Origin of the sequence: Streptomyces sp. CA-179760, assembly GCF_050937045.1 — a bacterium.
Lineage (GTDB): Bacteria > Actinomycetota > Actinomycetes > Streptomycetales > Streptomycetaceae > Streptomyces.
Genome location: NZ_JBNJLZ010000001.1, coordinates 5864970 through 5886466, shown reverse-complemented (window position 1 = coordinate 5886466; position 21497 = coordinate 5864970). Strand labels below are relative to the sequence as shown.

Here is a 21497-nt window from a genome sequence, read left to right as displayed (position 1 = left end):
CTCTCCGGTCTCCTCGATGCCCCGGAGCGCCCACCGGCAGCGGCCGGAGGCGACTCCCTATGTCGACCTCACCCGAGCCGAGTGGAGTGCGCTGCGTGACAAGACGCCGCTGCCTCTGACGGCCGAGGAGGTCGAGAAGCTGCGCGGTCTCGGCGATGTCATCGACCTCGACGAGGTACGGGACATCTACCTCCCGCTGTCCAGACTCCTCAACCTCTACGTCGGCGCCACCGACGGCCTCAGAGGCGCCCTGAACACGTTCCTGGGCGAACAGGGCTCCCAGTCCGGCACCCCGTTCGTCATAGGGGTGGCCGGCTCGGTCGCGGTCGGCAAGTCCACGGTCGCCCGCCTCCTCCAGGCCCTGCTCTCACGCTGGCCGGAACACCCGCGCGTCGAGCTGGTCACCACCGACGGCTTCCTGCTGCCCACCAAGGAGCTCCAGGACCGCGGCCTGATGTCACGGAAGGGCTTCCCCGAGTCCTACGACCGCCGCGCCCTGACCCGTTTCGTCGCCGACATCAAGGCCGGCAAGGACGAGGTCACGGCCCCGGTGTACTCCCACCTCATCTACGACATCGTCCCGGACCAGAAGCTCACGGTCCGCCGCCCCGACATCCTGATCGTCGAGGGTCTGAACGTCCTCCAGCCCGCCCTGCCCGGCAAGGACGGCCGAACCCGGGTCGGTCTCGCCGACTACTTCGACTTCAGCGTGTACGTCGACGCCCGCGTCGAGGACGTCGAGCGCTGGTACCTCAACCGCTTCCGCAAGCTGCGCGCGACCGCCTTCCAGAACCCCTCCTCGTACTTCCGCAAGTACACCCAGGTCTCGGAGGAGGAGGCCCTCGACTACGCGCAGACGATGTGGCGCACGATCAACCGGCCCAACCTGGTCGAGAACATCGCCCCCACCCGCGGCCGGGCCACCCTCGTCGTACGCAAGGGCCCCGACCACAAGGTGCAGCGGCTCAGTCTGCGCAAGCTGTGACGCCCGGGGAAAAGGCCGGTTAGATGGTCGCCATGCTCCACCTGCGCCTGATCACGCCGTCCGAGAAGACCGACGAAGTGGTGCTGCTGATCGAGAAGACGGTCGGCACCACCCACCTCGTCGTACTGCCGGGCACCGCCCGCAACCCCTCCGGGGATGTCGTCATGTGCGACGTGGCCCGCGAGGCGGGCGACGAACTCCTCACCGGCCTGCGGAAACTGGGCATCGACACCACCGGCTCCATCGCTGTCGAGACCATCGACCTGTCTCTGTCCGAGCGGGCCGAGAAGGCGGAGGCCGACGCGCCGGGCGAGGGCGCGGACGCGGTCCTGTGGGAGCAACTGAGCGATGCGACGCACGAGGAGTCGACGCTCTCCGTCACCTACCTGGCCTTCATCACACTGGCCACGATGATCGCGGCCTGCGGTGTGGTCCTGGACAACGCCGTCCTGATCGTGGGAGCCATGGCGGTGGGCCCGGAGTTCGGCCCCCTCGCCGGCATCTGCACCGCGATCGTCCGCCGCAGATCACGCCTGGCACTGCGCTCCCTGATCGCGCTGCTGGTGGGCTTCGCGGTGGCGATGGCCGTGACGGTGGCCTTCAGCCTCTTCATGGACGCGGTCGACCTGTTCAGCGAGGCACAGCTCGAAGCCGACCGCCCCAACACCGGCTTCATCTACGCCCCCGACTGGTTCTCCTTCGTCGTGGCGGTCCTGGCCGGCATCGCCGGCACCCTCTCCCTGACCTCGGCGAAGTCCGGAGCCCTGGTAGGCGTGGCCATCTCGGTCACCACGGTCCCGGCAGCCGCGAACGCCGCAGTGGCCCTCATCTACGGCGACACCAACCAGACCCTGCGCTCAACAGAACAACTCCTGCTGAACCTCGCGGGGATCCTGCTGGCCGGGACCCTGACCCTGCTGGCCCAGAAGTGGTTCTGGTCCAAACAACGTAAGCAGGTAGACGTCCTCTAGGGGCAGCGTCCCCAGGGGCGCGGGGAACTGCGCGACAAGCCACAACGCGGCCGCAGCCCGCCCACAACAGAACCCCCCACCCCGAACCGCAAAGGCCGACTACCCCAGCGCGGACTTCACGGCATCAGCAAGCCGCCCCGCGACAGACCGGGCCTGCTCGATATCAGCCGCCTCCACCATCACGCGAACCAACGGCTCCGTCCCGGAGGGCCGCAGCAGCACCCGCCCGGTAGCCCCGAGCTCCGCCTCCGCATCGGCAACAGCCGCCGACAACTCCGCGGACGATCCCACCCGCGTCCGGTCGACATCCGGCACGTTGATCAGCACCTGCGGCAGCCGCTCCATGACAGCCGCCAGCTCCCGCAACGAACGCCCGCTCCCGGCGACCCGAGCCGCCAGCAGCAGCCCCGTCAGCGTCCCGTCCCCCGTCGTCGCGTGGTCGAGGATGATCACATGCCCGGACTGCTCGCCCCCGAGGGCGAACCCGTGCTCCTTCATCTCCTCCAGCACATACCGGTCACCGACAGCGGTCTGCACCAGCCGGATGCCCTCACGCTCCATGGCCAGCTTGAACCCGAGGTTGGACATCACCGTCGCGACCACCGTCTCGGACCGCAGAACAGAGCGTTCCCGCATCGCCAGCGCGAGCACGGCCAGGATCTGGTCGCCGTCCACCTCCGCGCCGGTGTGGTCCACGGCGAGGCACCGGTCGGCGTCACCGTCGTGCGCGATGCCGAGGTCCGCCCCGTGCTCGACGACGGCGGCCTTGATCTTGTCCAGGTGCGTGGAGCCGCATCCGTCGTTGATGTTGAGCCCGTCCGGCTCCGCCCCGATGGTGACGACCTCGGCACCGGCCCGCTGGAACGCCTCCGGCGAGACCCGGGCGGCGGCGCCGTGCGCCTCGTCGAGGACGACCTTCAGCCCGTCGATCCGGTTCGGCAGAGCGCCCAGCAGATGCTCGACGTACCGGTCAGAGCCCTCGCCGTACTCCCGGACGCGGCCCACCCCGGCCCCGGTCGGCCGCTCCCACGGGGCGCCGGTGCGGTGCTCCTCGTAGACGGACTCGATCCGGTCCTCCAGCTCGTCGGCGAGCTTGTGCCCGCCGCGGGCGAAGAACTTGACGCCGTTGTCGGGCATGGCGTTGTGGCTCGCGGAGAGCATCACACCGAGGTCGGCGCCGAGCTCCCCGGTCAGGTACGCCACCGCCGGGGTCGGCAGTACGCCGACCCGCAGGACGTCCACACCGGCGCTGGCGAGGCCAGCGACCACGGCGGCTTCCAGGAACTCCCCGGACGCGCGCGGGTCACGCCCGACGACCGCGGTCGGGCGGTGCCCCTCGAAGGTGCCCGCCTCGGCCAGTACGTGTGCCGCGGCCACGGAGAGGCCCAGGGCCATCTCCGCCGTCAGATCCGCGTTGGCGACACCGCGCACGCCGTCAGTGCCGAAGAGTCGTCCCACTGTGGTGTCCTCCGAATTGCTGTGAGAGTGCGGCTCACATCCCCGAGTGCTTCCCTAGTACATCCCTGAAGTACATCCCTGAGACTGTCCGGGGGCGGTAGGGGTTGTGTAAACGAACCGCCCCGGCGGGCACCATCGTGCCGCCGGGGCGATCGTTGCAAGGACAGCGGACGCGATTAGCGCTTGCTGTACTGCGGGGCCTTGCGGGCCTTCTTCAGACCGGCCTTCTTGCGCTCGACCGCACGGTCGTCGCGCTTGAGGAAGCCGGCCTTCTTCAGCGGGCCGCGGTTGTTGTCGACGTCCGCCTCGTTCAGCGCACGGGCGACACCGAGACGGAGCGCACCGGCCTGACCGGAGACACCGCCGCCGGAGATGCGGGCGACGACGTCGTAGCGGTCGTCGAGCTCGAGCACCTTGAAGGGCTCGTTGACTTCCTGCTGGTGCACCTTGTTCGGGAAGTAGTCCTCGAGGGTGCGACCGTTGATCTTCCACTTGCCGGTGCCCGGGACGATCCGGACACGGGCGATGGCGTTCTTGCGACGGCCCAGGCCGGCGGCCGGCTGGGGCTCGCCGAAGCGGGAGGCCATGGACTCCGAGGTGTACTCACCCTCGACGGGGACCTCGGACTCGGTGGTGTAGCTGTCGATGTCAACTTCTTCGAGCGGCTGCTCGGCAGTGGTCTCGGCCACGATGCTCCTCAGATTCTGTTCAGTCTTAGGGGGTGTGGCCGGACTTACTGCGCGACCTGGGTGATCTCGTACGGCTGCGGCTGCTGCGCGCCGTGCGGGTGCTGGTCACCCTTGTAGACCTTCAGCTTCGAGAGCATCTGACGGCCCAGGGAGTTCTTGGGGAGCATGCCCTTGACGGCCTTCTCGACGGCCTTCTCGGGGTTCTTGTCCAGCAGCTCGTCGTAACGGACGGAACGCAGACCACCCGGGTAACCGGAGTGGCGGTACGCCATCTTCTGGGTCCGCTTGTTGCCGGACAGGTGCACCTTGTCCGCGTTGATGATGATGACGAAGTCACCAGCGTCGACGTGGGGGGCGTAGATCGGCTTGTGCTTGCCCCGGAGGAGGGTCGCTGCGGTGGTGGCGAGACGACCCAGGACAACGTCCTGGGCGTCGATGACGTGCCACTGGCGCGTCACATCGCCGGGCTTGGGGCTGTACGTACGCACGGTTCGTAGCCTTCGCTTCGAGTGAATGGTCCTGAACAGGTCACCGAAACGATCACGACAGCCTTGACCGCACTGCGGTGACGCAAACCGCGTGCTGGTCGCTGGTCATCGGCCCGGCGGACCGGTGTAAGGGCCCGTCCCGTGAGAATGAGCAAGCCAATACACAACGAACAAGCAGAATACCGGGGTACACCACAAGGGTCAAAACGCGGGATCACCGTCGACGATCGAACACACAGACGCACAGGCCCGCACAGAGCGTGACCGCCCTCCGCAGAGTCCGGCGCCGGACCGGCCGCACATACGGAAACACCGACGACAGCAGCACATCGACGGTCACCGCGGCACCCCACCGCAGCACGGATCCCCCACCGCGCGGACGGCGGCAGGCCCGCAGCACCGCGAACCCGGCGGGCATCCAGGCCGAGGGCCACGACAGCAGGCACACCAGCACCGCCACGGCCACCAGCACGCGCACCCCCACCCCCACGGACCCCACCCACAGACTCCGGCTCACGAGTCGCCCCAACCACCCGGAGATGTCGCCTTTGCCCGTCCGCATGAGAGGAACGCTAGGGGTTGCAAGGCCGATACGGACGGACCAGCACACCCCATGTCCCGTCTAAGATGCGCCACATGAGCTATGGGCAGGGGGGACCCCAGTCCCAGTGGGATCCCTGGAAACCGCAGTCGCAGCAGCCCTGGAACAGCGAGGGCGGAGGCCAGTCTCCGGACTGGGCCGCGCTCGCCGAGGCGTCCGAGTCACGTAACAAACGACGCCGGCTGCTGCTGGTCGGCGGCGGCGCGGTCGCCACCGTCGCGATCGGTGCCGCCGTCGCCGTGGCGGTGGTCTCGGCGGGCGGCGACAACCAGGCGAACAACCCGGCCTCCCTGCCCTCGGCGGACATCCCGAGCGGCTCGCCCTCAGCCCCGTCGTTCGCCCCGACCAGCGCCCCGCCCCCACTGGACCCGAAGGACTTCGTCGCCAGCGCGAAGAAGGACAAGGCGCCGCTCGGCCCGGACACCCTCTTCCCCGGCACTCAGCTGACCATGGGCGAGACGGTCTACAAGAAGGGCCCCACGGCCGACACGAAGAGCTGCGGCTCGGCGGCCGGCGGCACCCTCCCCAAGGCCCTCACCGCGAACGACTGCACGCGCCTGATACGAGTCACCTACTCCAAGGACGGCATCGCCGTGACGGTCGGCGTGGCGGTCTTCGACACCGAGGCCCAGGCGGTCAAGGCCAAGAGCCAGGCCACCAAGAAGAGCTTCGTCAAGTCGCTCTCCGGCGGCGGCGTGAAGGGCTTCTGCGAGTCCGGGTTCTGCCGCACGACCAGCAACGCCTACGGCCGCTACGCCTACTTCACCAACGCCGGCTTCACGAACGGCAAGGACGTGACACCCAAGGACACCGCGGTCTTCAGGACCGGCAACGACCTGGCCCAGTTCACGTTCAACCAGATCCGACGCCGCGGCGAGGCCCAGGCATCGGCAGCGGCCAACGAATGACGGGCCGCTGCCGCGCGCCCGGTCACAGCCTCTTGGCGCTGCGCAGCGTCTTGGCGTAGTAGCCGTTGCCGTCCAGCCGGGACACTCCGCCGACATCGCCGATGGTCGGCCCGTTGACCTCCTCGCGGCTGGAGACGAAGAGCAGGTGGCCCTCGGTGTCGTAGCCGAGCACCATGCCGACATGATCCAGGCGCTGCTTCGTCCGGGTATCGAGCTTGAAGAAGACGAGGTCCCCGGGCTGGAGCTGGTCGATGCCGGTGGGCCGGTCCTTGGGCGAGACGCCGGTGAGCGGCAGGACATCGGCACCCTGGTCGGAGCGGGCCATGCCGTTGGCGGTACGCGGCAGGCCGTCGCCCGAGGCGTCCGAGGACATGAGCGGGTAGCGGGCCCGGTAGCCGAACACCATCCGCATGTATCCCGAGCAGTCCGTCGACCGGGCGCGCGCGGCTTCCGGCTGCCCGATCACGCCGTCCCGGAAGGGGTACTGGATGCCGAGGTAGTCGTAGAAGTCGGACTGCTCCAGGCGCAGGTCCCCGCCCTCCGCCCCGCTCGTGTTGAGGGGCCCGAAGTTGGCGTCACCGGCGTATACGGTGCCCCGCTCGTCCTTCTTCTGCTTGGCGCCCGCGACGTACTGGAAGGCGATGGCCAGGAGGTCGTCCTGCTTGCTGGACTTGTACTCCGCGTACCATTCCTTGAACCACTTCTGCTTGTCCGCGCCCTTCTTCCAGGACTCGGGCATGAGGCGGACCCAGTCCGTCGAGGAGACCTTGGAGCTCGTCGACGAGGGCTCGGCGAAGGTGCGGGCCGGTCCGGTCAGGGTCGCGGTGCGCGCCCCGTCGGTGAACACCGCCTTGACCTGGCCGTCGGATCCGCGCAGCACGGAGCGGGCGGGGTTCTCCAGCCGGGACCAGCTCTCCCCGCCCTTGTCGCGGGTCTTCGCCGCGCCGCCCGCCCGGTCCGAACCGTCCAGCACGCCGATGTTCGTGATCTCCGGGACGCCCTTGTCCTCCTGCTTGCGCAGCTCCACGGTGAGGTAGCCGGACGTCGCGACGAGCGCCAGCACCACGAGGCCGGAGAGGACCGGCCGCGATTTCTTCTTCCCTGCCATGTGTTCTCTCCTGGGTTCTCGGTCGCCGGGACGCCGGTTCTCAGACGGTGGGCATGATGCCGAGCAGCAGCCCGGCGGCGACGACGATGTAGGCCATGAGCGAGACGGTGCCGGTCGCCAGCAGCGTCGCCCCCTTGGGCTGGCGGACCATCTGGTACGCGATCAGGCCGGGCACGATGAAGCCGAGGGTCTGGTTGCCGTACAGCAGCGGGAACTCGATCGAGAGCACGATCATCACGGTGGCCTGGAGCAGCACGCCCAGCAGGACCACCGCGGCGAACAGCCGCTTGCCGTAGAGGATCACCAGCCGCTGCATGACCTTGGTGCCGGCATAGGTGAGGGCGGTGACGCCGACCACCATGGCCGCCCGCTGGAGGTCCTCGATGAGGGTCAGGGCGAGCCAGCCCGGCGTGATCATGCCGCCGGGCGACAGGTTGGTGGTCAGGTAGCACAGCAACGAGAAGAACAGGCCGATGGCGATGCCCAGGGCGGCCATCTCGGGGGTCAGGGCGGCGGTGGTCAACGGGGTCTCCGGGCACGGGTACGGGTACGGGTTCGGTACGGGGCGATCGGCGGTCCTGCGCGAGGCGCTCACCCCGCCCGTGGACGTCAGGAACGGGGAGGCCGGCCCCCGTCGTCGGTCGGGACGTACCCGTAGGGCTCGTCGGCGTACTGCCATGCCTGCTGGTCCTCAGCGGCGTACGGCCCCTGCTGGTAGTGGGCTTGGCCGGGGTACCCGGCGTCGGCGTGCGGCCCCGACGGCTGAGCGGGGATGCGGACCACCGGGATCTCCTGGGTCTGGGAGGCCTGGTAACGCTCCTCGTAGGCCATGGGGTATGAGGCGTAGGGGTCCAGGCGCGCCGGCTGGGCCGGCACAGCCGTGGCCGAGGGCGGCGTGGCATCGGCGGTGGCGGACTCGTCCGCCGGGAGTTCGGCCAGGTACTCCAGCAGTTCCTCGCCCTGGCCGTGGATGTTGCCGATGGCGACCAGGGAGGAGTCGGCGGACAGGCGCTCCAGCAGGGCGGGCATGAACTCCTCGGCAGACCGCCGTTCACCCCCGAGGTCGACCGCGCGGTCGCGCCACTCGGCGGGGATGGCGTCGATCGCGCTCTTGGCGGGGTGCCCGATGACGAAGACGTGGTCCGGCTGGAGGTCGGGGATGATCTCGCCCATCTGCCCGTTGCGCTCCACGCGGTCGGGCCGGCAGTTGATCACGACGTTCAGCGGCCGGTGGATGGCTCCGAGGTCGAGCAGCTGGTTGATGTTCATCAGCGTCGACTCGGGGTCGTTGGCCGCGAAGACGTTGGCGAAGGCGAGCCGCTTGCCCTCGGGCGCCGCGTAGCGCTCGACGGACAGCACGCCCGGGTCCGGCGGGGCGTCGTACATGCCCTGCAGGGCGACCTGCCGTTCCACGCCGAGCAGTTCGGCCACGACGAGGGCGATCGCGACGTTCTCCTTGAAGGTGAACCAGCTGAAGCCGCGCAGCTCCTCGTCGGTGACGGTCTCCGGGTCGGCGTAGACCAGCTGGCAGTTACGGGCGTCGGCCTCCTCCTGGAGGATGTGGAAGCGTTCCTTCTCGGCGGTGACGCAGATGCCGTCCTCCGGCATGGAACGGCACAGCGACCGCGCCACGTCGTCGAGGGTGGGTCCCATCTCGGCCAGGTGGTCCTCGCGGACGTTGCACAGCACGCCGATCGTGGAGCGGATCAGCTTGCTCTGGTTCACCTCCTGCAGGGCCGGCATGACGGCCATGCACTCGATGACGAGGGCGTCGGGCCGGTAGGTGGCGGCCCGGCGCACGATGCCGATCTGCTCCACCACGTTGGCGATGCCGAACTTGCGGTAGACCGGCTCCTCGGTGGCGTCCGGGTGGATGAAGCGGGCCGCCGTGCCCGTGGTCTTCGCCACGGTGACCAGGTCGCCGCCGCGCAGCGCCCCGGCACACAGCCGGGTGATGGAGGACTTGCCGCGGATGCCGTTCACCAGCACGCGTGAGGGGATGCTGTGCAGGCCGGCGTAGTGCCGGCGCTGTTCCACGATGCCCGCCACCAGCAGCAGCACACTGCCGGTGAGCAGGACGAAGTACAGATAGAGCACGGCTGGGTCACCTTCCCCGAACGCCGGCCTGCGGCTCCGCGAGCCGGCGTGCCTGGGTCTGTTTACGGGCCTGGAGCTGCTGGCGCAGCAGTTCGAGGCTGCGTACGACGGCGCCGACCTCGTCCTGGTAGCGGGGGTAGAGCACGGACTTGAGGTCGCCGTCGGCCAGCTTCTCCGCGCCGGCCGCCAGGGACCGCATCGGCCGGGCCACGACCAGGTGCACCCAGCCGAGGCAGACGACGATCAGGGCCAGGCCGAGCAGTCCTGCCAGGACGCTGCGGTCCTCGCGCTGGTACGGGGTGATCTGGAACTCCTTGGCGTTCTGCCAGCTGACCACGGTCCAGCCGATGTCGGCCGCCACGCCGCCGCCTGAGAACGGGGCGGCCGCGGCGACCGTGGTCCCGCGTCCTTCGCGGAGCAGCAGGCCGTTCTCGACGGGAGCGGCGCCGGCGTGGACACGGCCGGCCCGGACGAGGTCGGCGAGCGCGTCGCGCGGCAGTTCCTCGAAGGCCAGGAAGCCGTCGCTGGCGGCGATGGTCTGCGCCTTGGAGTCCACCACGCGGACCTCGCCGAGCCCGGGCCGCTTCAGCAGCGAGTTGAGGAACTCGACCCGGACCTCGCCGACCAGGGTCATCCCCTTGTCGCCCGGCAGGGGCGCCCCGGCCTGGACGACCGGCTTCTTCCCGCCCTTGCCGGCCACCCGGACCAGCGGCGGCTCGTCCGCGTCGGCGAAACCGGCGTGCGGCTCCTCGCCCGCGCGGGCGACGACCTCGCCGTCCTCGTCGAGGAGGTACAGCGCCTGGTAGCGGGTGTGCTCGCGCAGGGTCTCCTCGAGCAGTGCGCGGCCGGCGTCGGCGTCGTCCGGGTCGATCAGCCGGGACGTGGAGACCAGGTCCGCCTGCGCCTCGTTGAGCGCCCGGCGCACCCGGTCGGCGACCAGGTCGGTACGGTCACGCTGGTCCGCGACCATGCTGGCCGGGATGCTGACGGAGTCGTCGGTGCGGTTCAGCAGGAGGCCGACGGGCACACACCACAACAGCAGCAGTACGGCGGTCAGGGCGAGCGGCCCGCGCACCCCGAACCGCCCCTTGACGCGCTGGCGCCCACCGGGGTCACCGGCCGGGCCGCCCAGCTGCGCGCGCAGCCTCTCCAGGGCGGAGCCGATGCGCGCGGCCTCACCCCAGCGGGGCACGTCCACCGGGCGGGTCAGGTCGCCCCGGGCCAGCCGGCGGGACTCCAGGAACAGCCGCAGCAACGGCCGCTGCACGGTCGCCCACAGCACGGCCGCCGCGAGCAGTCCGAGCACCACCAGCGCCCCGGCCGCCAGCAGCCCGTACAGCTCCCGGTCCGCACCGGCGGCCTGCTGCTGAACCACGGGCAGAAGGGCCACGACGGTGAGCCCGAGTCCCGCGCCGACGCTCTTCTTCTCCTCCGGGTCCGAGGAGGAGAGGGAGGCGTAACCGCCCGTGGCGACACGGCCGTTGTAGCTCCCGCCGACCAGGGTCCCGCTGACACCGGGGTAGCCGCGGGAGCCCGGTTCCCTGGCGCTGACCGGGTCCTGCTCGGTCTCCCGTGCCGCCTGGCCGGACAGCCCGCTCATCTGCTTCTGGAGGAAGGCCAGCTCCTTGCGCTCCTGGTCGGAGTTGAGCGCCTCGGACTGCTCGAAGCCGGCCGTGGCGAGGATCTCCCCGCTGGTGGCGACCACCGCCATGGAGCGGAACTGGCCCAGGTTGATGGCGGGCACGGACAGGCTGTTGGAGGCGATCAGCAGCTGCTGCGGCCGGTCCTTGGAGCCGAGCACCGCCATGGTCATCAGGCGTACGTCACCGGTCTCCAGTCGCACCATGCGGGGCTTGAGAGCCGTGTCCCCGGTGAGGGCGTCCTTGTCCAGCCACCCGAGGGGAATCGTTTCACCCCTGGCGGCCAGCACCTTGCCGCTCTCCACGTCCAGGACCGTGGTACCGGTCCACTTCTGGTAGGTCTTCCCCAGGTCGGACAGGACGCGCTCGGGCTTCACCGGTGACCCCGCGTTCAGCGCGGCGGCGGTGCGGTTCAGGTCGGTGACCCGCTCGTCGATCGAGGCACGCAGAGCGATGGCGCCGTCCTCCGCGAAGTGCTGCTGCGAGGAGAGCACCGCCTCCGGTACGGCCTGCTCGCCGGCGGGGCCGAGCACCTGGGCGGTGAGGCCCGCGAGAGCGAGCACCAGCACGCACAGCAGCGCGATCGGGGGACGAACGCCGCCCAGCAGCGGCATGTCCGCGCGTCTCCGGCTGCGCCGCCGTCCTCCCTTCACGGGGCGCGCGGCGCGAGTGGGTGTCACCGGTGGTCTCCTCCGGCCTCTCTGGGTGAAGGACGGCCGCACAGAACTCCGCTCCCGGGGGAGAGGCAACGGACCGCCGTTTACAAGACTGTTGGGGAGGGCCGAGGTTGTGTCGCTCGCCCCCTGTGCGCTGTGGCGCTAGTCACGCCCCAGCGTGAGCTCCTTCAGGCCGTCGCCGCCCGGCGCCCCGCGGTTGTACAGGAAGCCACGCGTGCGGTCGGCCGCCAGCCGGTAACGGGCCAGCCGCTCCTCTGCGAGTTCGCCCGGCGCGTCGAGCGCCCGGCGCACGTCCACCACCCGGTGGTCCTCCACCGCGCCGGCGGGCGGCTTCTCACCGGTCTCCACCTCGGGCGGGATGTCCACCATCGTCGTGGCGTAACGGGCCGAGACGTCCCAGCCGTCGGTCGTCTCGCGGAACTCGAACCAGCCGATCGCACCCTCCTCGGTGAGCCCGTTGGGCGAGGAGTGACGGGCGACCTGGTTGCCCAGGCTGTAGGCGACCCAGGTGCCGTTCACTTTCTGGATCGGCTGCACCGCATGGGAGTGGTGCCCGATCACCAGGTCGATCCCGGTCTCCGCGGTGAGCCGCTCAGCCAACCGCAGCTGGGGGACGCTCGGTTCGTTGTAGTGCTCGGCCCCCCAGTGGAGCGAGAGGATGACCACCTCGGCGCCCTTCTCGCGGGCCCGGGCCTCGGCGTCCTGGATCGCGTCCGCGTCGAGCTCGTTGAACGCCCATTTCTTCTTCTCCGGCGTCGGGTGGCGGAACGACATCCAGGAGAACGAGAGGTGGGCGACCTTGACGCCGTTGACGTCACGAATGTTGATCTTTTCTGCTTCCGCGGGTGTGCCGGCGGAGCCGGTGTGCCCGAGGCCGGCCTTGTCCATCGCGTTCAAGGTGCGCCGCACCGCCCCGAGGCCATGGTCGTACGTGTGGTTGGAGGCCGTCGAGCAGGTGTCGTAACCCACGCCCTTGAGGGAGGTCAGGATCTGCGGCGGTACGAGGAACTCCGGGTACCCCTCGAAGGGCCCCCGCGGCTTGCCGACCGGCGTCTCCATGTGACAGATGGCCAGATCGGCCTTGCTGATGACCGGCTTCACGCCGGCGAGCAGCGGTCCGAAGTCCAACCCGGCCTCTCCCCCACCGGTCTTCTTGGCATCCTTGGCGGCCTGGTCGACCAGCTCGGGGTGGATCAGCACGTCACCCGCGGCGGCGACGGTGAACGAGCGGCCGCCCGGCTTCACCTGCGGTGCGGAGGCCGCGGAGGTGCACGCGGTCGTCACGGCAACGGTGGCCACGAAAGCGCTTGCCGCACGAGCGATCCGGAGAGGATTACGAAGTGTCACCGCATCATATTCACATGAAGCACACAAGCACCACGGAAGTTGCCGTCACAAGACAGTCACATTTGACTCGTATTATGGTCCAAATCGGACTCATCCTCGCCTTGTTCGGCTGTCAGTCGCCAACAGACCGGTCAACGGACGATTCCACTCCGCATGCCCGGCAGTTGGTGGACCTCCGCAACAGGATCCTCACGTACACGGCCGAACTGGAACCCGGCACCGCGTACGCCCCACCGGACGACACCCAGCGCGAGCGCGTCGCCGAAAGCGTCGGCCACCTCCTGGACGGCGACGCCACACAGGCCGAGCAGCTGCTCGCCCCGCTCGGCCTCAAGCTCACCCGCCTCACCGACACCGAGTCCGGCCGCAGATACGACGAGATCGCCGCCGCCGGCCCGGGCCGGGCCGAACGCTGGGGGCGCCTCTACCTGACCGCCGACTCCGACGTCCGCTGGCACGCTCAGGTGCCGCACCCGGTCTCCGACCGGGACACCGAACGCCTGGGCATACGGCTCCTGGAGGACAACCCCGGCGGCTCGCTGGTCCTGGCCGGCGCGCACCGGGAGGCGGGCCGGGGCGACGCCGCCGACGTCGCCCACCGGGCGGACAGCGTCTTCCACGCCATCGTCGTGGAGCTACAGAAACGCGACGTCCCGGGCGTGCAACTGCACGGCTTCGCCAGGGACTCGGACCGCCCCTACGAGGCCGTCCTCTCCACCGGAGCCGCGCGGAGCACCCTCACCGAGGCCGCCGCCCTGGCCGACGGCATGGAGGCCGACGGTCTGCGGGTCTGCCGGGGCTGGTCGGCCCGCTGCCCCCTGGAAGGCACCACGAACGTCCAGGGCAAGGCCGCCGAGCGCCACCACGCCAAGTTCCTCCACGTGGAGCTCTCCCCCAAGGCACGCGGCGACGGCGCCGACGCCGACGCCGCCACCAGGGCTCTCTCAGGGCTGGTCACGACCTGGAACTCCGCCCGCCGGTGAGCACGGGCAGGGGCCTCAGCAACACCCCGCCGACGGCAGCGACCGCTTGTTCCGCGCCTCCTTGTTGCGCGCGGCGAGCAGTTCGTCGGCCGGGTAGCCGACCTCTTCCAGGGTCAGCCCGTGCGGCCGCACGACGTGCACGGCCGAGTCCCGGACGCCGGCCGCCAGCACCTTCCCCGGCCAGTCCGGCGGCCGGTGCCCGTCTCCCACGAACAGCAGCGCCCCGATGAGCGAGCGCACCATGTTGTGGCAGAAGGCGTCGGCCCGCACGGTCGCGGTGATGATCCCGTCGTCGCTCCGTACGAGACTCAGCTCCTGGAGCGTACGGATCGTCGTCGCGCCCTCCCGCTTCTTGCAGTAGGCGGCGAAGTCGTGCTCCCCGAGCAGCCCCCGCGCGGCCTCGTTCATCGCGTCGACGTCCAGGGGCCAGTCGTGCCACAGCACATGGCCGCGCAGCAGCGGGTCGACCCCGCCGGGGTTGTCGGTGACCCGGTACGCGTACCGCCGCCACACGGCCGAGAACCGCGCGTTGAAGCCACTGGGCGCCTCCCTGAGGGCCCAGACCCGCACGTCCCTGGACAGCCGCCCGGCAAGCCGCTTCAGCAGCTTCTGATGGTGCTCGGCCCAGACCTCCCGCGGCAGATCGACATGCGCGACCTGCCCCCGGGCATGCACCCCGGCGTCCGTACGCCCCGCCACGGTCAGCTCATACGTCTCCCGCGACCGCGTCACCGTCCGCAGGGCGTCCTCGATCTCCCCCTGCACGGTCCGCCGCCCCCCGGCCTGCTTGGCCCACCCGGAGAACTCGCTCCCGTCGTACGACAGGTCAAGCCGAACACGAACGAACCCGGCCGCTGCTTCATCACTCACGCACAGATCCTCTCAGCAACACAAAGGCGGGCCCGCTCCTGAAAAGGAACGGGCCCGCCAACGCCCTCTTCAGGGGCGCGGGGAACTGCGCGAACAACCACGACGAAGCCGCAGCCGCCGACGCACAGCCCCCGGCAGAACGCTTACGCGTCCTTCGACTCCTCGGCGGCCTCGTCGGACTTGGCCGGGGCGGCCTCGTCCTTCGTGAGGGCGTCTTCCTTGACCGCACGCTTGGTCGCGGCCTCGGCCTCGCCGGTCGCCTCCTGCGCCACCGTCAGCGCCTCGACCAGCTCGATGACAGCCATGGGCGCGTTGTCGCCACGGCGGTTACCGATCTTGGTGATACGGGTGTAACCACCCGGACGGTTCTCGTAGCGCGGGCCGATCTCGGTGAAGAGCGTGTGGACGATGCTCTTGTCCGTGATGACCTGGAGCACCTGACGGCGGTTGTGAAGGTCGCCCTTCTTCGCCTTGGTGACCAGACGCTCGGCGTACGGCCGCAGCTTGCGGGCCTTCGCCTCGGTGGTGGTGATGCGACCGTGCTCGAACAGCGCCTTCGCGAGGTTCGCGAGGAGCAGCTTCTCGTGCGCGGCGCTGCCGCCCATACGGGCACCCTTGGTGGGCTTCGGCATGGTGTTTCTCCTAGGTGTCTGCCCCGGCCGTATCAGGTACCGGGGTCAGTATCCGAGCGGGCGGTTGCCCGTCGGAGATCCGGGCGCCTTTTCAGACGCCCGGAAGGGTCCGCGCCCCAAGGGGGCGCGGGGAACTGCGCGACCAGCCACAGCGGACCGGCAGCCGAATCAGTACTGCTCGGTCTCCACGAAACCGGCGTCGGCATCGTCGTCGGCGCCGAACGCGTCCGCGGCAGCGGTCGGGTCGAATCCGGGCGGGCTGTCCTTGAGGGCCAGGCCCATGCCGGCCAGCTTCGCCTTGACCTCGTCGATCGACTTCGCACCGAAGTTGCGGATGTCGAGCAGGTCCGCCTCGGAACGCGCGACGAGCTCACCCACGGAGTGGATGCCCTCACGCTTGAGGCAGTTGTACGACCGAACGGTGAGCTCGAGCTCCTCGATCGGCAGCGCCAGATCAGCGGCCAGGGCGGCGTCCGTCGGGGACGGGCCCATGTCGATGCCCTCGGCGTCGATGTTGAGCTCACGGGCCAGACCGAACAGCTCGACCAGGGTCTTGCCGGCCGACGCCATGGCGTCACGCGGACGCATGGCCTGCTTGGTCTCGACGTCGACGATCAGCTTGTCGAAGTCGGTCCGCTGCTCGACACGCGTGGCCTCGACCTTGTACGTGACCTTGAGCACCGGCGAGTAGATCGAGTCGACCGGGATCCGGCCGATCTCCTGGCCGACCTGCTTGTTCTGCACGGCGGAGACATAGCCGCGGCCACGCTCGACCGTCAGCTCCATCTCCAGCTTGCCCTTGCCGTTGAGCGTGGCGAGGACGAGGTCGGGGTTGTGCACCTCGACACCGGCCGGGGGCGCGATGTCGGCGGCGGTGACCAGACCCGGGCCCTGCTTGCGCAGGTACATCACGACCGGCTCGTCGTGCTCCGAGGAGACGACCAGCTGCTTGATGTTGAGGATCAGGTCGGTGACGTCCTCCTTGACGCCCGGCACGGTGGTGAACTCGTGCAGGACACCGTCGATGCGGATGGACGTGACCGCCGCACCCGGGATCGAGGACAGGAGGGTCCGGCGGAGGGAGTTGCCGAGGGTGTAACCGAAGCCCGGCTCCAGCGGCTCGATCACGAACCGGGAGCGGAATTCGTCGACGACCTCTTCGGTCAACGAGGGACGCTGAGCGATCAGCATGTTGTGATCCTTCTGTCAGGGGCGCCCGCTATTTGACGCCCTGATGTGAAACAAGGGTACGGGCGATATGGCCCCGAAGAGCCATACCGCCCGAAAACCTCAGACCAAGCGGCCTGCGTCAGCGATCTGTGAAAGATCAGACGCGGCGGCGCTTGGGCGGACGGCAGCCGTTGTGCGGGGTCGGCGTGACGTCCTGGATGGAGCCGACCTCGAGGCCGGTCGCCTGCAGGGAGCGGATCGCGGTCTCACGACCGGAGCCCGGGCCCTTGACGAAGACGTCGACCTTGCGCATGCCGTGCTCCTGGGCGCGGCGGGCAGCCGACTCGGCGGCCATCTGCGCGGCGAACGGCGTGGACTTGCGCGAGCCCTTGAAGCCGACGTGGCCGGCGGAGGCCCAGGAGATCACGTTGCCCGAGGGGTCCGTGATCGAGACGATCGTGTTGTTGAACGTGCTCTTGATGTGCGCGTGGCCGTGAGCGACGTTCTTCTTTTCCTTGCGGCGCACCTTCTTGGCAGCGCCCTGACGTCCCTTGGGGGCATCTCTTATCTCCTACGGGAGGTGGTCGGTCCTACAGCGAAGACCGTGGACAGGCGTCCGCTGCGGACTACTTCTTGCCCGGCTTCTTCTTGCCGGCGATGGCGCGACGCGGGCCCTTGCGGGTGCGGGCGTTGGTGCTGGTGCGCTGACCGCGGACGGGCAGGCCGCGGCGGTGACGCAGACCCTGGTAGCAGCCGATCTCGACCTTGCGGCGGATGTCGGCCTGGATCTCACGACGGAGGTCACCCTCGGTCCTGATGTTGCTGTCCACGAACTCACGGATCGCGACGAGCTGCTCCTCGGAGAGGTCGCGAACACGGGTGTTCGGGTCGACGCCGGTGGCGGACAGCGTCTGCTGCGCGAGGGTCCGGCCGATGCCGAACACGTAGGTGAGGGCGACCTCCACGCGCTTTTCGCGCGGGATGTCGACACCGGAAACGCGTGCCATTCAATGGCTCCAGTTACTTGTCGGAGGTCTTCCACAGAACCGACTCCCAGCCGCCGTATGAGGTACGAACTGGGTCCCCGGCCTCCGAACCAGGGGTGTCAGGCGAACGTCGTCCGCCCGGGTCCTGCGTATGAACATATTCAGCTCGCGTCGCGCGAAGTCCCTGCGATGATGCAGAGGGTGCGATCCGCTGTCGATCAGCCCTGGCGCTGCTTGTGGCGCGGGTTGTCGCAGATGATCATGACCCGGCCGTGACGGCGGATCACCCTGCACTTGTCGCAGATCTTCTTGACGCTCGGCTTGACCTTCATTAGGTGAGGTTCTCCGGGTCAGTGCCACCACCTCGCCGAAGCGAGATGCGGGGCAAGATCTACTTGTAGCGGTAGACGATCCGGCCACGCGTGAGGTCGTACGGAGACAGCTCCACCACGACCCGGTCGTCAGGGAGGATGCGGATGTAGTGCATGCGCATCTTGCCGCTGATGTGTGCCAGGACCTGGTGGCCGTTCTGGAGCTCGACCTTGAACATGGCGTTCGGAAGAGACTCGACGACAGTGCCCTCGATCTCGATGGCACCTTGCTTCTTGGCCACGCTTCGCCCTTCGAATCGACTACCTTGATCGACTCCGTGCGAGCCGCATGCAGGCATGCGGGTGCACCAGAGCCGACGAGTCAGTCTACGTCAGGGCCCTCGGAAACACGAATCGAGAGAGTCTGCCCCAGCGGACAGCGCTTTAAGCGCCCCCATAGGGGCGCGGGGAACCGCGCGAACAGCCCCCACGCCGCCGCGGCCGCCGATGGTCAGAACCGCCCACCCCCGGTAGGCGCTCAGCCCAGCGGATCGGGCGCCGCGACAATGCCCAGCTCGGCGAGCTTCGCCTTCCCCCCGTCGGGAGCCGTCAGCACCAGCGGCCCTTCCTCGGTCAGCGCGACCGAGTGCTCCCAATGGGACGACCAGGTGCCGTCGGTGGTGATGACCGTCCAGTCGTCCTGGAGGACCTCCGTCTTCGGCGTGCCCAGGGAGACCATCGGCTCGATGGCGAGGCAGAAGCCCGGCACCAGCTTCGGGCCCTTGCCGCGCCGCCGGTCGACATAGTTCAGCAGGTGCGGGTCCATGTGCATCTCGGTGCCGATGCCGTGGCCGCCGTAGTCCTCGATGATCCCGTACTTGCCACCGCCGGGCTTGGGCTGGCGGCGGATGTACGTCTCGACGGCCCGGGAGATGTCGACCAGCCGGTTGCCCTGCTTCATGGCCGCGATGCCGGCCCACATCGACTCCTCGGTCACCCGGGAGAGCTCGACCAGCTCCGGGGAGTGGCCGGAGCCGACGAAGGCCGTGTAGGCGGCGTCGCCGTGCCAGCCGTCGATGATCGCGCCGCAGTCGATGGAGATGACGTCCCCGTCCTTGAGGACGACGTCGTCGGACGGGATGCCGTGGACGACCACCTCGTTCACGGACGTGCAGATCGTCGCGGGGAAGCCGCCGTAGCCGAGGAAGTTCGGCTTGGCGTTGTGCTCGGCGAGGACCTTGCGGGCGACCTGGTCCAGATCCTTCGTGGTGGCCCCCGGCACGGCGGCGTCACGGGTCGCCGCGTGGATGGCGGCGACGACCAGGCCCGCCTCGCGCATCTTGGCGATCTGCTCGGAGGTCTTGATCTGCACCATGGGGACTACGGCCTTTCTGGACCTTCGGAGGGAATGAACGCCTTCAACGATACGGGGCCGCTCGATGACCCCTCACGCAGCAGCCGCGGCTCCCCGAGGGGAACCGCGGCCGTCGCTGCGTACGAACGACTACTTGTCGCCCTCGTCACGCTTCAGCGCCTCCATGGCGCGCGTCGTGACGTCCTCCACCTTGCCGAGCGCGGAGATCGTGACCACCAGGCCCTGGGCCTTGTAGTAGTCGATGATCGGCTCGGTCTGGGTGTGGTAGACCTCCAGCCGCTTGCGGACGGTCTCCTCGGAGTCGTCGCCCCGCTGGTACAGCTCGCCGCCGCAGACGTCGCAGACGCCCTCCTTGGCCGGCGGCTTGTACGTCACGTGGAAGACGTGCGCCGACTCGTTGCGGCAGACACGGCGGCCGGCGATCCGCTTGACGACCTCGTCCTCGGGGACCTCCAGGTCCAGCACCGCGTCCAGCTGCATGGTCTCGGTCTCCAGCAGCTCGTCGAGCGCTTCGGCCTGCGAGACATTGCGGGGGAAGCCGTCCAGCAGGAAACCGTTCTCGGCGTCCGGCTGCTCCATGCGGTCCTTCGCCATGGCGATGGTGACCTCGTCGGGCACCAGGTTTCCCGCGTCGATGTAGGACTTCGCCAGTTTGCCGAGTTCCGTCTGCTGACTGATGTTGGCCCGGAACAGGTCGCCCGTGGAGATGTGCGGGATCGACAGGTTTCTGGCCAGGAACGCGGCCTGCGTTCCCTTACCGGCGCCCGGCGGCCCGACGAGGACGATACGCATCAGCGGAGGAACCCTTCGTAATTGCGCTGCTGGAGCTGGCTCTCGATCTGCTTCACGGTCTCGAGGCCCACACCCACGATGATCAGGATGCTGGTCCCGCCGAACGGGAAGTTCTGGTTTGCCCCGAAACCAACCAACGCCATCGTCGGTACGAGAGCGATCAGACCCAGGTACAGCGAACCCGGCCAGGTGATCCGGTTGAGTACGTAGCTCAGGTACTCAGCGGTCGGTCGGCCAGCCCGGATGCCCGGGATGAAGCCACCATACTTCTTCATGTTGTCGGCGACTTCCTCGGGGTTGAAGGAGATCGCCACATAGAAGAACGCGAAGAAAACGATCAGCAGGAAGTACGTAATGATGTAGTACGGGTGGTCGCCCTTGACGAAGTGTTGCTCGATCCAGGTCTTCCAGCCCGAGTTGCCTCCGGCGAACTGAGCGATCAGCGCCGGGATGTAGAGCAGCGACGAGGCGAAGATGACAGGGATCACACCCGCCTGGTTCACCTTCAGCGGGATGTACGTGGACGTGCCGCCGTAGGAGCGGCGGCCGATCATGCGCTTGGCGTACTGCACCGGGATGCGGCGCTGGGCCTGCTCGACGAAGACGACCAGGCCGACCATGACCAGGCCGACGAGGATGACGGTGCCGAACTCGATCCAGCCTCCGGCCAGGGTGCCCTGCTTCTTGATGGCCCACAGGGCGGACGGGAAGGTGGCGGCGATCGAGATGAACATCAGGATCGACATGCCGTTGCCGATGCCGCGGTCGGTGATGAGCTCACCGAGCCACATCACGGCCGCCGTACCGGCGGTCATCGTGATGACCATGGTGATGGTGACGAAGATCGACTGGTCGGGGACGATCTGGCTGGCCACCGGGCAGCCCGAGAACAGGGCGCCGCTGCGGGCGGTGGCGACGAGGCCGGTGCCCTGGAGGATGGCGAGGGCGATCGTCAGGTAGCGGGTGTACTGCGTGATCTTCGCCGTACCGGCCTGGCCCTCCTTCTTCAGGGCTTCCAGGCGGGGGATCACCACGGTCAGCAGCTGGAGGATGATGCTCGCCGTGATGTACGGCATGATGCCCAGCGCGAAGATGGTGATCTGCAGCAGCGCACCGCCACTGAACATGTTGACCAGACCGAAGAGACCCTGGTTGGCCTGGGCGTTATCGATACACGTCTGGACGTTCCGGTAATCGACACCTGGGATCGGGATGTGTGTACCGACCCGGTACACCACGATGATGGCCAGCGTGAAGAGCAGCTTCTTGCGCAGGTCGGGCGTCTTGAACGCCCGGGCGAACGCGGTGAGCACGGTGCCTCCTGCGACCCCCGCGCAACTGCGTCAAGGGTGACGGTCTTGAGAGTCCAATGGGAACAACGACATAGGTAACGGTCAACTGCCGCTCAG

The 21497-nt window shown here is 68.8% G+C and carries 23 protein-coding genes; 4 read left to right on the top strand and 19 right to left on the bottom strand.

Translation table 11 applies throughout. From position 1 onward, the window contains the following. The first annotated feature begins 16 nt into the window (after nt 1-16). Both coaA and ACQEV8_RS26910 read left to right on the top strand, forming a co-directional pair. Complete coding sequence (gene coaA / locus ACQEV8_RS26915; RefSeq protein WP_432964994.1) at nt 17-985, top strand: type I pantothenate kinase; 969 nt, start codon at nt 17-19, stop codon at nt 983-985. A 32-nt stretch (nt 986-1017) separates the two neighbouring features. Continuing rightward, on the top strand, nt 1018-1956 hold the full coding sequence (locus ACQEV8_RS26910; protein WP_432964991.1) for a DUF389 domain-containing protein: 939 nt from the start codon (nt 1018-1020) through the stop codon (nt 1954-1956). Between the two features lie 99 nt (nt 1957-2055). Here the strand turns inward: ACQEV8_RS26910 and glmM are convergent, their stop codons facing one another. The 4 genes from glmM to ACQEV8_RS26890 form a co-directional block, all read right to left on the bottom strand. Continuing rightward, entirely contained in the window at nt 2056-3414 is a 1359-nt protein-coding gene (gene glmM, locus ACQEV8_RS26905; RefSeq protein ID WP_432964988.1) for a phosphoglucosamine mutase, read from the bottom strand. A 176-nt stretch (nt 3415-3590) separates the two neighbouring features. Further along, the gene (gene rpsI / locus ACQEV8_RS26900; protein WP_184849023.1) at nt 3591-4103 is read right to left on the bottom strand and encodes a 30S ribosomal protein S9; all 513 of its coding nucleotides are present in this window, start codon (nt 4101-4103) and stop codon (nt 3591-3593) included. 44 nt (nt 4104-4147) lie between these two features. Then, nucleotides 4148-4591: a 50S ribosomal protein L13 gene (gene rplM, locus ACQEV8_RS26895; protein WP_003992380.1), complete on the bottom strand. Its 444-nt coding sequence runs from the start codon at nt 4589-4591 to the stop codon at nt 4148-4150. A gap of 214 nt (nt 4592-4805) precedes the next feature. After that, nucleotides 4806-5153: a hypothetical protein gene (locus tag ACQEV8_RS26890; RefSeq protein WP_432964984.1), complete on the bottom strand. Its 348-nt coding sequence runs from the start codon at nt 5151-5153 to the stop codon at nt 4806-4808. 74 nt (nt 5154-5227) lie between these two features. Here ACQEV8_RS26890 and ACQEV8_RS26885 point away from each other — a divergent pair, with 74 nt between their 5' ends. Next, a complete protein-coding gene (locus ACQEV8_RS26885; protein WP_432964981.1) occupies nt 5228-6100 on the top strand; it encodes a hypothetical protein in 873 nt (290 codons plus the stop codon). A 22-nt stretch (nt 6101-6122) separates the two neighbouring features. On the opposite strand, the gene ACQEV8_RS26880 is transcribed toward ACQEV8_RS26885, so the two are convergent. The 5 genes from ACQEV8_RS26880 to ACQEV8_RS26860 all read right to left on the bottom strand — a co-directional run bounded on the left by ACQEV8_RS26880 (nt 6123) and on the right by ACQEV8_RS26860 (nt 12921). Then, complete coding sequence (locus ACQEV8_RS26880) at nt 6123-7208, bottom strand: NlpC/P60 family protein (RefSeq protein ID WP_432964978.1); 1086 nt, start codon at nt 7206-7208, stop codon at nt 6123-6125. A gap of 40 nt (nt 7209-7248) precedes the next feature. After that, nucleotides 7249-7731, bottom strand: a complete 483-nt coding sequence (locus ACQEV8_RS26875; RefSeq protein WP_020276280.1) for a poly-gamma-glutamate biosynthesis protein PgsC/CapC — start codon at nt 7729-7731, stop codon at nt 7249-7251. Between the two features lie 86 nt (nt 7732-7817). Continuing rightward, nucleotides 7818-9305, bottom strand: coding sequence for a poly-gamma-glutamate synthase PgsB (pgsB, locus tag ACQEV8_RS26870; protein ID WP_432964974.1), 1488 nt, complete (start codon nt 9303-9305; stop codon nt 7818-7820). A 7-nt stretch (nt 9306-9312) separates the two neighbouring features. Further along, nucleotides 9313-11559: a HAMP domain-containing protein gene (locus ACQEV8_RS26865; protein WP_432973017.1), complete on the bottom strand. Its 2247-nt coding sequence runs from the start codon at nt 11557-11559 to the stop codon at nt 9313-9315. A gap of 204 nt (nt 11560-11763) precedes the next feature. Continuing rightward, entirely contained in the window at nt 11764-12921 is a 1158-nt protein-coding gene (locus tag ACQEV8_RS26860; protein WP_432964971.1) for a CapA family protein, read from the bottom strand. Nucleotides 12922-13136: 215 nt separating this feature from the next. Between ACQEV8_RS26860 and ACQEV8_RS26855 the strand changes: the two genes are divergently transcribed. After that, complete coding sequence (locus ACQEV8_RS26855) at nt 13137-13952, top strand: hypothetical protein (protein ID WP_432973014.1); 816 nt, start codon at nt 13137-13139, stop codon at nt 13950-13952. 15 nt (nt 13953-13967) lie between these two features. Here the strand turns inward: ACQEV8_RS26855 and truA are convergent, their stop codons facing one another. From truA to secY, 10 genes are all read right to left on the bottom strand, one after another. Next, nucleotides 13968-14822, bottom strand: a complete 855-nt coding sequence (gene truA / locus ACQEV8_RS26850) for a tRNA pseudouridine(38-40) synthase TruA (RefSeq protein WP_432964968.1) — start codon at nt 14820-14822, stop codon at nt 13968-13970. 143 nt (nt 14823-14965) lie between these two features. Further along, nucleotides 14966-15454 (bottom strand): 50S ribosomal protein L17, encoded by a 489-nt coding sequence (rplQ, locus tag ACQEV8_RS26845; RefSeq protein ID WP_432964965.1) that lies wholly within the window; start codon nt 15452-15454, stop codon nt 14966-14968. Nucleotides 15455-15622: 168 nt separating this feature from the next. After that, entirely contained in the window at nt 15623-16645 is a 1023-nt protein-coding gene (locus ACQEV8_RS26840; RefSeq protein ID WP_003966937.1) for a DNA-directed RNA polymerase subunit alpha, read from the bottom strand. 136 nt (nt 16646-16781) lie between these two features. Next, on the bottom strand, nt 16782-17192 hold the full coding sequence (rpsK, locus tag ACQEV8_RS26835) for a 30S ribosomal protein S11 (protein WP_432973011.1): 411 nt from the start codon (nt 17190-17192) through the stop codon (nt 16782-16784). Between the two features lie 58 nt (nt 17193-17250). Beyond that, nucleotides 17251-17631, bottom strand: coding sequence for a 30S ribosomal protein S13 (gene rpsM / locus ACQEV8_RS26830; protein WP_432964962.1), 381 nt, complete (start codon nt 17629-17631; stop codon nt 17251-17253). Nucleotides 17632-17828: 197 nt separating this feature from the next. Continuing rightward, a complete protein-coding gene (gene rpmJ, locus ACQEV8_RS26825; RefSeq protein ID WP_003948619.1) occupies nt 17829-17942 on the bottom strand; it encodes a 50S ribosomal protein L36 in 114 nt (37 codons plus the stop codon). Between the two features lie 59 nt (nt 17943-18001). Next, a complete protein-coding gene (infA, locus tag ACQEV8_RS26820; protein WP_003948620.1) occupies nt 18002-18223 on the bottom strand; it encodes a translation initiation factor IF-1 in 222 nt (73 codons plus the stop codon). A gap of 236 nt (nt 18224-18459) precedes the next feature. Beyond that, nucleotides 18460-19296 carry a type I methionyl aminopeptidase gene (gene map / locus ACQEV8_RS26815; RefSeq protein WP_432964958.1) on the bottom strand — a complete coding sequence of 279 codons (837 nt, stop codon included), beginning with the start codon at nt 19294-19296 and terminating at the stop codon, nt 18460-18462. A 129-nt stretch (nt 19297-19425) separates the two neighbouring features. Beyond that, entirely contained in the window at nt 19426-20088 is a 663-nt protein-coding gene (locus ACQEV8_RS26810; protein ID WP_432964955.1) for an adenylate kinase, read from the bottom strand. Next, a complete protein-coding gene (gene secY, locus ACQEV8_RS26805; protein WP_432964952.1) occupies nt 20088-21401 on the bottom strand; it encodes a preprotein translocase subunit SecY in 1314 nt (437 codons plus the stop codon). The genes ACQEV8_RS26810 and secY overlap by 1 nt, the downstream gene beginning before the upstream one ends. Between the last annotated feature and the right edge of the window lie 96 nt (nt 21402-21497).